The sequence below is a fragment of the Candidatus Omnitrophota bacterium genome (assembly GCA_040755155.1).
Lineage (GTDB): Bacteria > Hinthialibacterota > Hinthialibacteria > Hinthialibacterales > Hinthialibacteraceae > JBFMBP01.
Map to the genome: position 1 here is coordinate 82,441 of JBFMBP010000143.1, position 12,356 is coordinate 94,796.

Annotated in this window: 9 protein-coding genes; 8 read left to right on the forward strand and 1 reads right to left on the reverse strand. The window is 50.9% G+C overall.

Features of this window, described 5'->3' with window-relative positions:
- Positions 1-14: 14 nt before the first annotated feature.
- The 4 genes from AB1656_21845 (at position 15) to AB1656_21860 (ending at position 5,130) form a co-directional block, all read left to right on the forward strand.
- Complete coding sequence (locus AB1656_21845) at positions 15-1,613, forward strand: hypothetical protein (protein ID MEW6238041.1); 1,599 nt, start codon at positions 15-17, stop codon at positions 1,611-1,613.
- A 253-nt stretch (positions 1,614-1,866) separates the two neighbouring features.
- Positions 1,867-2,853 (forward strand): tetratricopeptide repeat protein, encoded by a 987-nt coding sequence (locus AB1656_21850; protein MEW6238042.1) that lies wholly within the window; start codon positions 1,867-1,869, stop codon positions 2,851-2,853.
- Entirely contained in the window at positions 2,840-3,970 is a 1,131-nt protein-coding gene (locus AB1656_21855) for a type II and III secretion system protein (protein MEW6238043.1), read from the forward strand. The genes AB1656_21850 and AB1656_21855 overlap by 14 nt, the downstream gene beginning before the upstream one ends.
- Complete coding sequence (locus tag AB1656_21860; GenBank protein ID MEW6238044.1) at positions 3,970-5,130, forward strand: type II and III secretion system protein; 1,161 nt, start codon at positions 3,970-3,972, stop codon at positions 5,128-5,130. The genes AB1656_21855 and AB1656_21860 overlap by 1 nt, the downstream gene beginning before the upstream one ends.
- Here the strand turns inward: AB1656_21860 and AB1656_21865 are convergent.
- Entirely contained in the window at positions 5,127-6,401 is a 1,275-nt protein-coding gene (locus tag AB1656_21865; GenBank protein MEW6238045.1) for an O-antigen ligase family protein, read from the reverse strand. The two genes, AB1656_21860 and AB1656_21865, sit on opposite strands and share 4 nt — an antisense overlap.
- 309 nt (positions 6,402-6,710) lie before the next feature.
- Here AB1656_21865 and groES point away from each other — a divergent pair, with 309 nt between their 5' ends.
- The 4 genes from groES (at position 6,711) to AB1656_21885 (ending at position 12,321) form a co-directional block, all read left to right on the forward strand.
- On the forward strand, positions 6,711-6,998 hold the full coding sequence (gene groES, locus AB1656_21870) for a co-chaperone GroES (GenBank protein ID MEW6238046.1): 288 nt from the start codon (positions 6,711-6,713) through the stop codon (positions 6,996-6,998).
- A gap of 108 nt (positions 6,999-7,106) precedes the next feature.
- Positions 7,107-8,744, forward strand: a complete 1,638-nt coding sequence (gene groL, locus AB1656_21875) for a chaperonin GroEL (protein MEW6238047.1) — start codon at positions 7,107-7,109, stop codon at positions 8,742-8,744.
- Positions 8,745-9,001: 257 nt separating this feature from the next.
- Positions 9,002-10,672: a formate--tetrahydrofolate ligase gene (locus tag AB1656_21880; GenBank protein MEW6238048.1), complete on the forward strand. Its 1,671-nt coding sequence runs from the start codon at positions 9,002-9,004 to the stop codon at positions 10,670-10,672.
- Positions 10,673-10,770: 98 nt separating this feature from the next.
- Positions 10,771-12,321, forward strand: coding sequence for a glycosyltransferase family 39 protein (locus tag AB1656_21885; GenBank protein ID MEW6238049.1), 1,551 nt, complete (start codon positions 10,771-10,773; stop codon positions 12,319-12,321).
- Positions 12,322-12,356: the final 35 nt, after the last annotated feature.

Genomic DNA, 12,356 nt, shown 5'->3' on the forward strand with positions numbered 1-12,356 from the left:
GAAAGGCTCGAAGGATGAATAAACGAATATTACTACTATTGGCAGCGGCGAATATTTCGTTTCTCTCGGCCGGTTACGCCGCTGAAAGTCCGGCGGAATGCTTTCTCCAAGCGGAGAAGAATGGATGGCAGGCGCAGAGCGCTTTCCGCCATTGCATGAATTTCGTTTACGGCTGGCTGGGGCATCGAGACCCGGCTACGGGATTGATTCCGCGCAACTTGTCGCAATCCTTTTTCTGGAATGCGCAGGATTCGGCGGCGGATAATTATCCCTTCATGGTTTTGACCTGCGCCATGTTGAACCGCGAGTTGTTCGAAACCACCATGAAGCGCATGTTGGAAACGGAAATCCGTTTGACGAACCGATTGGACAACCTTCCCGACGATTACGATTTCGCCAAACAAGGCTTCCGGATGCCGGAAATCGACCTGGCTCGTTTGATCTTCGGCGGATCGGAATACGTCAAAGACGGCCTCATCCCTCTGACGGAATGGTTGGGAGAAAGCCCTTGGACCGAACGAATGCAGGGCATCGAAGATTCGATATGGAAACACGCCCCTCTAGATACGCCTTTCGGAAAGATTCCTTCCGACAGCCATGAGATAAACGGCGAGCAGCTTCAAGTGTTATGCCGCCTCTATTGGATGCACAAAATGGAAAAGTACCGCGAATGGGCGTTTCGTTTGGCCGATTATTATTTTTTGGAACATTTGCCCACGGATAGCGAAGATTTGAGGTTGGACGATCATGGCTGCGAGGTGGTGGATGGTCTTGCGGGGGCGTATTATCTCGCCGTACATACCGATCCGCAAAGACGCGAGCGTTACCGCGAGCCGATGCATCGCATGATCGACCGCATTCTTGAAGTTGGAATCAACGAAGATGGCCTGGTTTATGAAGCTATTAACCCTAAGACCGGAGAAATCAAAAGGAAAGCCCTTTCGGATAATTGGGGATACAATTATAACGCCATCTTGAACGCAGCGCAGTTGGATGGAGTGGAACGTTACCGCCAGGCCGTGGAGCATTTATTAAAACAAATATGGAAAAACCGCGATTATCCATGGGAAGGCGGCGGCTCCGACGGCTACGCCGACGCCATCGAAGGCGGCTTGAACCTGCTGAACTGGATCCCCTTGGAAAGCGGATTTCAATGGGTGGACTATAGTATTGAAATCATGTTGAACAAGCAACGGCCAGACGGCGTCATCGAAGGCTGGCACGGCGACGGAAATTACGCTCGCACCGCCCTGATGTACGCGCTCTGGAAAACGCAAGGCGTCTATGTCAATCCTTGGCGAGCCGATCTTTGTTTCGGAAGCGTCGAACGCGACGGCGTTTTGTATCTCGTTCTGCGCGGGGATTGGAATTGGTCGGGGGAAGTTATTTTCGATCCGCCGAGACACAAGGAATTTTTCAACCTTCCCAGCGATTATCCCCGCATTAACCAGTTTCCGGAATGGTTCACAGTAGCCGCTGCTTCGGAATATAATGTTCAAATCGACAGCGAGGAAGTTATGCGGAAAAAGGGAAGCGAATTGCAAAAAGGTTTGCGGATAAAGATTGACGCTAAAAAGCCATGTTATATAAATCTAAGAAATATAGAACAATAAAATAGAATTTTTTGATGCAATATCATAGCGTTTTCTATTGGGTTTTTACATTGGAAAGAAAAAATAACTTTTTATGTACTGGTTCTAGTTATCCATAATGAAATTTCGATTATAATTCAAAAGAATGAACCTGACCAATAAGGCGGGCGACAAGGGCAAGATTTCTTCGCCCTTAAGATAACCTGGATTTTTTTGTTCCTGATAATCTTGAAAATCCTGGCTATCTTGATTCTGGCAAAATTTGGTATGGATTATGTTGATTTGGCGTAGCGCTCCCCGTCTTTCGATTTTTAAGGGCTTTGTTTTTATCATCGTCCTAGGATTATTGGCGATGGTTTGCGGAGCGTGCGCGACCGGCGGCTCCAGCCGGGATGAGGATTTCACTTCAAGCCGATCGTTGAAAGATGCGGACCAGTTTTTCAATCAGGAAGAATACCAAACCGCTTTGGCGCAATATTCGGCCTATCTCTATTCCCCTTTTCTTAACAAAAAAGAACTGCCCTACGCCCGATATAAAGTAGGTCTATGTCATTATATGATCGGCCAATATGACGATGCGCTGCAAACCTTGGAAATCCTGTTAAAGGATAATCCCGGCGTTTCTTTCACGCCCCAGGCCCGCGAGTTAATGCAAAAATGCCAAAATCGGATCGATCAAAGAAATCGGCAACTCGCCGGAGAACAAAAGGACTTGGAACAGAAGATCGCTCAATACGAAGAATTCGTTAAAACGAATCCGGTAAATGCGGAATATCACTTTATGCTGGGCGGTTATTATTGGAACTATGGGCGTTACCAGGACGCCGTAGCCGAATATGGCAGGGCTTCGCAGCTCAATCCGGCTTATTTGGAGCAGGATGTCGTACGGCAAAGAGTGCGCATTACCGATTCAGGCGAATTCGTGGTGCGGAATCCCCTGCTGGAATTCAATAAGATGGATCCGGTGCAGGTTCAGGCGAAAATGGAGCGGGTGGAACGCTCCAATTGGCTGGGAACAACCGAGTCCCTGCGCGTGAGCGGTGTAGTGGAAAATACTGGTTTGCGCGACGTCCATAATCTGAATATTGAAGTCAGCATCTACGATTTCAACGATACGGTGCAAGATACGAAAATGGTCAATATCGGAAAACTCATCGCGGGCGGAAAACGGGATTTCGCCGTTATGATGACGCGGTACAGCGGTTGGGGCGTGGATATTAGAAAATTCGCCGCGAAAGTATTTTACGATGAGCAAAGATAAATTGCATATAAATCACTGGCATTTGCTTGCTTTGATCGGCGGGCGGATGCGGACGATTGTCGGTTTATGGATCGTAGCGTTGGCTGTCGTTTGTTATTCCGTCTCGGCGCAATACGTCCGCGATCCGGCGACGGGAAAATTTACCGATTTCGAGAAATTATACAATGACCTCAAAGCCCAACCGGCGATGCCCATTCAGATTGTGTTCGAAGTCAACGTCTTCGAAGTGCTGTTGAAGGACTCGACGGATATTGGATTTATTTATGACGTAATCGGAGAGTTGGGCACCATCCGGGGAACGAATTTGGCGGGCGATGCGAATATTGAGAGCGATCTGAGCGTACTGGATAAAGGAAACCGCAACAGCTTGCTTCCCGCGGGAGCGAATATTACCGCCAATGTGTTTGAAGGCGACGAAGGCGAATTAAGGGCTATATTTCAAGCGTTGGCGCAAGATCAGATCGTTAGAATCCATGCGAATCCGATCATCTTGACCGTCGCCGGAGTGCCAGCGCATCTGACTTCAGGCGACGATATCCCCTTTCTTGAGCGATCCAGTCTTACCACGACGGATACTTTCGCCTCCAATTATCAAACTACAGGCGTCAACCTCGTTCTGACGCCCTCCGTGATTTATTCCGAAACGGATGTCGAGCGGAAGAATCCGATTATCAAAGTAACGCTAAACGTCGATTTATCCAGCGTAACTCGATATCGGGAGGAACAAGGTTTTGCTCAGCCCATCGTTGATTCGAGGAATTTAAATACCACCGTCTACCTTCGGTCGAACCAACCCGTCCTCATTGGAGGCTTGTTTCGGGATTCGAAAGGCGACCGCGGAAGGGAGATTCCCATTCTTCGGGATATTCCCATTTTAGGACGGTTTTTCCGCAGCACGTCCACGACCAGTACGATGTCCCAATTTTTAGTCATGATTCGTCCTTCTATCTTCGACGTGTGGGGACAAGGGATTCAGAATGACCTTATCATCCCCAAACAGAATTTCGAAAAAATCAGCGATTTGATCGAACGCAAAGCGAAGGAAAGATCCTCGGATAAGAATTATTTCGAAGAATTCCGCGAGATCTTTCTCGATAGCTCTTCCGTGAAAAAATAATGAAAAACGAAGCCATTTCTTTTCATGATCGTCCCGGAAATCGCCGCCGATTCCATATAAGCATCGGAAACGTGATGCGGCGTTGCATCCGTCTATTGTTGGCGGTTTTGCCGTTAGCGGGATTCCCCTTGACCGGTGCGGGCCAGGATGCGACGAAACTCGTCCAACAAGTGGAGATCGCCGCAACGATTTACGAATTCCGTCTGGAAAGCGAGAAGCAGTTAGGCATCTTCTACGAATACAACCGGGATACGGGAGCCGTGCAAAATAGCGAAGTTTTTCTTCAGGGAACGGAGAATTTGAAGGATTCGGCGATCGGCGCTCTCAATTTTACGGGCAGTTTCGCCAAACTCGCTTATGGCTCCATCGATTTCAACATTAAGACGGCGCTGCAAGAAGGACGGGCTATGGTGATCAGCAATCCAAGGAACTTGGTCGCAGATGGGCAGACGTCATCTCTTGGAAGCGGCGAGATGGTTCCTCTGACGAAGTTCCAGACTCTGGCGGGATATCAAACCACGTTAACGATGGAAAAGAGGAAAACGGGAATCAAGTTGAATGTTACGCCTCATATCTTGCCGGGGAATAACGTATTGATGGATTTGGAAATCGAATCGAGCGAGATTATCCGGTTGGCGATGTTCGACCGGGGTGACCGGCTGCGCTTCGAACTGCCAGTGGTTTCAACCCGCAACGTAAAAACGGTCGTCGTCGTCCCATCGCGCAAGCGTCTGTATATTGGCGGACTCTACAACAACAGCGCCAGCGATCTTACCCGAAAAATTCCCATTCTTGGCGATCTGCCGGTATTGGGTTTCTTTCTGCGCGGCTTCAACAAAAAAATGACGCGTTCGGAAACCGTCTTCCAGATTACGCCTACCATCAAGGCGCCGGGGGAAGGGATCAGCGCCGAAGGCTCTATCTTCCGTGACCTTCTCGAAACCGATTCTTTGGAAAATGCCGATAGCGCATCCCCTCTGCAATCCATGCCCGCAGGAGCCGTTCCATCTTCCACGGAAGTTCAAAGCGCTTCGGCGGAGCTTTCAGCGCCATCCGCCCTCTCTTCGGCGGCGAATGCGCCGGCGAAGAATGCCATAAATCCATTGCGCCGGAATACTTCCTCGAAAGCGGGTTTCCGCCCCAAACGCAACCGCCGCTAGTCTCTCAACTGCCCGACGATCTTGTTTTTTGTAGATGGCGATTCTGTTATCTTGCCAGAAAAGGGCGCCGCTAGTTTTTGCGGGAATTGCAATAGAATGCCGATCCAGCACCATGTGAATAAATGGGTGTGCAGGGCATTCATCAGAGAAGCGGCCGCCATAACCAACAGCGAAGCCAGCATCGCTCGATGCGCTATTCCTTCTCCGGTCTGGCGGCTGAGGCTGGAAACGGAGGCGGCCAACCGCACCGCCAGCCAGGTGAAAGCCAATCCTCCCGCCAATCCTCTTTCGGCTAAAATAATCAGAGGCGACGAAAAACCCGGCGAGACGGAAAGGGCGTAATCCGGAAAAGCCCAACGCGCATAATCGTCGAAGCCTCCTGCGCCTACTCCAAAGATGGGATGCTGGATGAAGGCCGTCAACGCAAAGTAGCCGTTGTATAGCCGTTCCTGAAAGAAGGGATTCGACAGCCAGCGGCCGGTTCTCTCCGATAGGCTGCCTCCCCACAAACCGCGCCCGAAAACGAGCACGCCCACGATAAAAACCGGCAAAAGCCAGACGGCGTATTTTTTATCCAACAAACCTGCCAGATAGGTTAAGAGCAACATAAGAAGAATCGCAGCGGCGCCGCTGCGGGATTTGGCGGTCAGCGCCAGAAAAAGAAGAGTATAGAAGACGATAATCCATCCGTTCGCTTGCCAAGTCTTCTGTTTTTGTTTCGATTCGTAAAGAAAAAAAGGCAATAAAAAAGCGGTGGCGGCGGAATAATAGTTTTCATTTGAGAATCCGCCGTTAACGGGGAAAGGATCGCTGGAAAACTTGGCTAATTGAAAAATAGCGGCAAAGGCGGCCAATATTCCAGCGGCGTAAGCGGCGCACAAGGCCCATGTCAGGCGGTTTGAATGGGAAAGAATCAAGGCGACGCCATAAGCCGCGCCAATATATCCGGCGGAACGAAACGCTTCCTGAATCGCCAATCCGGAATGAAGGCTAAAGAGGCAGGATGAGAAGCCGGATATGGCGATGAGAAGCAGAGGGAGAAAAGATTCGTCGCCTTTTTCGTTGGGACCGGCCGCTTTGCGCAGCATCGCTCCTAGAAGAAACGCCGCCAACGCCCATTCGTTGAGGGGCAGGGATAGGCCGAATCCTTCGATGTTCCATCTTTCAATCCCCGATAACCCTATGAGAACAATTACTCCCGCATAAGGAAAGGCCGCAAAAAACGCCGCCGCAAAAAGGATTATCGATAAAGATAGAATAATGTCGATCATCGTTCCTTCGTAACCATCTTCATATTGTCAACGTGGCGCACTCTGTATTCGGCTGTGTATTTCCATTCGAGCCATTTTGGCGCAACTCACGGCCAATTTAGCTTAGGCTGGACGGATTTTATACAATTTTTTCGTACGAACGCTAGAGTAAATAATAATTTAAAAATATTGATTTCAGCATCTTACGTTATTTTCTATCTTGATTTATCATAATCGTCTACCTTTGGCGCCTGACTTGCATATAATATTCCTCGGAAATTTTTATATTAAAAAAACAATCGTCGTGAATTGGAGAAAGGAGTTTTTGCAATGGCAGTAAAACCGCTCGGTGATAGAGTACTCGTGAAGAGACTTGAAGAAAAGGAAGAAAAAAAGGGAGGAATCATTATTCCCGATACGGCGAAAGAAAAACCTCAGGAAGCAGAAGTGATCGCCGTGGGACCCGGCAAGCGCGGCGAAGATGGAAAATATATCGCCCCAGAAGTCAAAAAAGGGGATAAGGTTCTCATCAGCAAATACGGCGGCACGGATGTCAAGATCGACGGCGTGGAGCATGTGATTGTTCGGGAAGACGACATCCTGGCGATTGTTTCCTAAACGCGGTCGTTAAATCTTTTTTTACAAAAAGGGGCGTTTTTTCCGGTTCGGCGGGAACAGCCCTCACTTACGGGAAAAAGAAAAAATTATTAGGAGGATAAACCGGAAATGGCTGCAAAACAGTTGGTTTTTAATGAAGAAGCGCGCGGCAAAGTATTAAAAGGAGTCGAGAAACTTGCCCGGGCGGTAAAAGTGACGTTGGGTCCGAAAGGCCGAAATGTCGTTTTGGATAAAAAATGGGGTTCCCCCACCGTAACCAAAGACGGCGTTACCGTCGCCAAAGAGATTGAATTGGAAGACAAGTATGAAAATATGGGCGCCCAGATGGTGCGCGAAGTGGCTTCCAAGACCAGCGATGTGGCCGGCGACGGCACGACGACGGCGACGGTGCTGGCGGAATCGATCTATCGCGAAGGCTTGAAATACGTTACGGCGGGCGCCAGCCCCATTTCTGTGCAACGGGGAATCATGACTGCGACGGAAGCCGTTGTGAAAAGCCTCCAGGGACTGAGCCGGAAAGTAAAAGACCGCAGCGAAATCGCCAACGTCGCCACCATTTCCGCCAACGGCGATTCCAGCATTGGCGAAATCATCGCCGACGCGATGGATAAAGTGGGCAAGGATGGCGTCATTACCGTCGAAGAAGCCAAATCTCTCGATACCACCCTCGAAGTCGTGGAAGGGATGCAATTCGATAAGGGCTACCTCTCTCCTTATTTCGCCACGGATGGCCAGACGCTCGAATGCGTTTTGGAAGACGCTTATATCCTGATTAACGAAAAGAAAATCTCCAATATGCGCGAAATGCTTCCCATCCTGGAGAAGATTGCGCAATCCGGCCGTCCGCTGCTCATTATCGCCGAGGATGTCGAAGGCGAAGCGTTGGCGACGTTGGTCGTGAATAAGATTCGCGGCACGTTGAAAGTCTGCGCCGTGAAGGCGCCCGGATTTGGCGACCGCCGCAAAGAGATGCTGAAGGATATCTCCATCCTCACCGGCGGACGTTTGATTACCGAAGATCTCGGCATCAAGTTGGAAAATATCTCCATGGACGACTTGGGAACCGCCAAGCGCATCTCCGTGGATAAAGACAATACCACCATCGTGGAAGGCGCGGGTAAGAAATCCGATATTCAAGGCCGCATCAACCAGATCCGCAACCAGATCGAAGAAACCACTTCTGATTATGATCGCGAAAAACTGCAAGAGCGGTTGGCCAAATTGGCGGGCGGCGTGGCCGTGATTAAAGTCGGCGCCGCGACCGAAACGGAAATGAAGGAAAAGAAAGCCCGCGTCGAAGACGCTCTTCACGCCACCCGCGCTGCGGTGGAAGAAGGCATCGTCCCCGGCGGCGGCGTGGCCTTGATCCGCTCGCAGAAGTGTCTTGACGACCTGAAGATCGACGACGAAGATCAACAAATGGGCGTCACGATCGTGCGCCGCGCGTTGGAAGAGCCTTTACGCCAACTCGCCTTCAATGCGGGAATGGAAGGCTCTATCGTTGTGGAAAAGGTAAAGAACGAAAAGGGCGCCAAGGGACTCAACGTCGCCACAAGCGAATACGAAGACCTGGTCGCCGCCGGCGTCATCGATCCGACCAAGGTGGCTCGCAGCGCGCTGCAGAATGCAGCCAGCATCGCCGGTCTGCTCTTGACCACCGAAGCCTTGATTTGCGAGATTCCCGAAAAGGAACCTGCACATCCGCATCCTGGCGGAGCGCCGGGCATGGGCGGCATGGATTATTAATCCAGGCTAAATCGCCATTAACAGGATATCTATTCTCAAGAAAGGCCGCTCGCAAGGGCGGCCTTTCTCTTTCTTATTGGTTTTTCATCTTGCAGATAATGTATAAATAACGCGATGAGAGAGACATCGCCATTTCTTTTCAATAACCAAACTCTTAACGGCTACCCCCTGCAACAATATTTTTCTATAATCCATTCGCCGGTCGTGGAAGCGCAGCAACGTTTTCCGGCGTATTTTTTGGGGAAGGATTATTGCGGATGTTGAGCGACATAGAGATTGCGCAGAGAGCGCGGATGCAGCCCATCGTCGATATAGCCGCCAAACTGGATTTAACCGAAGACGATATCGATCTGTATGGCAAATATAAGGCGAAAATTCATCTGAACGTCATGGATCGCCTGCGCGACAAACCGGATGGAAAATTGATTCTGATTACGGGCATGACGCCCACTCCGGCGGGCGAAGGCAAAACAGTGACGACAATCGGCTTGACGCAAGCGCTGGCCGCCTTGGGCAAAAAAAGCATCGCCTGCCTCCGCGAGCCGTCGCTTGGCCCCGTCTTCGGCATTAAGGGAGGTGCGGCGGGCGGAGGCTATGCGCAGATTCTGCCCATGGACGAAATCAACCTCCATTTTACCGGCGACATTCACGCCATCACGGCGGCGCACAATCTGCTTTCCGCCATTCTGGACAATCACATCTATCAGGGAAATGAAAAGAACATCGATCCAGGGCGGGTAGTTTGGCCCCGCGTGCTGGATATCGCCGACCGCCAATTGCGGCAGGTCGTCGTCGGTCTGGGCGGTCGTTCCAACGGCTTCCCTCGCGAAACGGAATTCGTCATCACCGTGGCTTCGGAGATTATGGCCATCCTCGCCCTATCGAAAGACCGGGAAGACCTGCGTTGCCGCATCTCCCGCATTCTTATCGCCTATACGCGCGACCGGGAGCCAGTTTTCGCCGAAGACTTGGGGATCGTCGGTTCTTTGATGGTGCTTTTGAAGGACGCCATGAAGCCCAACCTAGTGCAAACGCTGGAGGGCAATCCCGTCCTGGTTCACTGCGGCCCCTTCGCCAATATCGCCCACGGTTGCAACAGCCTTCTCGCCACTCGCATGGCTTTGAGACTGGGACGCTATTGCGTGACGGAAGCTGGATTCGGAACCGACCTGGGCGCGGAAAAATTTTTCGACATCAAATGCCGGACTGACAGCTTGCATCCTTCCGTCGCCGTCATCGTCGCCAGTGTCCGCGCCTTGAAGATGCACGGCGGAATCCCTTTGAACGAGATTTCTCGACCCAATCCGGACGCCGTGTGGCGGGGATGCTGCAACCTGCGCGTGCATGTGGAAAACATCCGCAAATTCGGCGTTCCGCCCGTCGTCGCCGTCAACCGCTTTCCCAGCGATGCGGAGGAGGAGATCGCGTCGGTGATGGAATTTTGCGAAGGAAGCCATGTCCCGGCAGCGATATCGGATGTCTGCGCCAAGGGCGGAAAAGGCGGACTCGAACTGGCGGAAAAAGTAATCAAAACTAGCAAGGAAACGCCCAGCCATTTCAAGCCGTTATACGATTTGAGTCTCTCCCTGAAGGAAAAAATCGCCTGCATCGCCAAGGAAATCTATCGCGCCGACGATGTCGTCTATTCGGCCAAGGCGGAGCGCAACCTCAAACTGATCGAGAAGCACGGCTTCGGCGGGCTGCCGGTTTGCATGGCGAAAACGCAATCGTCGCTTTCGGAAGATAAAACCAAATTCGGCGCCCCAACCGGCTGGTCGCTTCACGTGGAAGATATCGTTCCCCGCGCCGGCGCCGGATTTATCGTCGCCATCACCGGCGATATGATGCTGATGCCCGGTTTGCCCAAAGAACCCAACGCTGTAAAAATTAACCTTCTACCCGATGGCAGTATCGTGAATTTGTTCTAGCAATGGCGATTTTTGCCGGGTGGCAAGGGCAAGGTTGTTTTTGCCCTTGAATTAGCTGCTCGTCACACGCCGCAATTTTAAGAGGGAGACCATAAAGCATGACGACGGAAACCAAAACGTTATCATGGACCAATTTCGTTCGGGAAAATGCGTTCTTGCTTGGCCTGGCTTTGATAAAATTATTCGTCCATTTCGCCGTCAACGCCCGCGACAGCGTCTTTCGCGATGAACTGTATTATATCGCCTGCGGCAAGCATCTGGCGTTCGGCTATGTCGATCATCCTCCCTTCGTCGCCTTGATGGCGGCGTTGTCTCGATGGTTTTTGGGCGATTCGATTTTCGCCTTGCGTCTATCCTCCGCCATCGCAGGAGCCGCGATGGTTTTTATTACTGGCCTATTGGCGCGAGAAATGGGCGGCAAACGCTTCGCGCAGAATCTCGCCGCTCTCTGCGCGCTGTTGGCGCCCATTTATTTGGGGATCGATAGTTTTTTTTCCATGAACGCCTTCGATCAATTGTTCTGGCTGCTAGGCGCGTATCTTCTGGTTTTATTGATTAAGCGGGAATCCCGTGGATTATGGGTGACGTTTGGCGTCGTCATGGGTTTAGGTTTGATGAACAAAATTTCCCTATTGTTTTTTGGATTCGGCTTGTCGATCGGCATTCTCTTGACGCCCAATCGGCGCTGGCTGCTTAAACCTTGGATATGGATTTCGGGAGGAATCGCGTTTCTGATTTTTATACCCCATATTTTATGGCAGATGGCCAATGGCTGGCCGACGTTGGAGTTCATTCGCAACGCCTCTCAATATAAAAACGCCTCCTTATCGCCTTGGGAATTCGTAAAAGCGCAAATCGTATTGGCGCATCCTCTTATGCTCCCGATTTGGTTAGCGGGACTCTTGCGGCTTTTTTTCCATAGAGAAGAGAAGCCGTTTCGCCTTTTAGGATGGATTTATATCGCCGCCATGATCGTATTCATTCTGAATAACGGCAAACCTTACTATTTGGCGCCAGCGTATACTTTCCTCTTTGCGGCGGGCGCCATCGTTTTCGAGAACGGTATCGATGCGCTGCGCAAGCCTTGGCTCAAACCGGTTCTCTGCGCCGTTCTGATAACAGGGGGAGCGCTTACGGCGCCGATGGCTCTGCCCATTCTTCCTTCGGACATGTTCATTCGCTACAACCAAATCCTGGGAATAGAGGCTCCACGCGAGGAAAATCATGAAATGGGCGTCTTGCCGCAATTCTTCGCCGACCGTTACGGGTGGAGGGAAATGACAGAGGCGATAGCGGAGGTCTATAATCGGCTTCCTCCCGATGAACGGCGCGAATGCGCCATTATCGCTGGAAATTATGGCCAGGCGGGAGCCATCGATTATTTCGGTCCTTCTCTCGGCTTGCCCAACGCCGTCTGCGGACATAACAATTATTTTCTATGGGGACCGGGAGATAAGAGCGGCGATATCGCCATCGTCTATGGCCATTCCCGCGAGGACTGCGAAAAATCTTTCGAAAGCGTCGAGCAGGCGGCTATATTTACACATCCCTACGTTATGCCTTACGAGAACAACAAATCAATATTTATATGCCGGAAAATCAAAAAACCTATTCAAGAACTCTGGCCGCAAATAAAGAGATATATTTAGTGCGACGCGATTTTTTCCTGAATATTCTAAGCCTC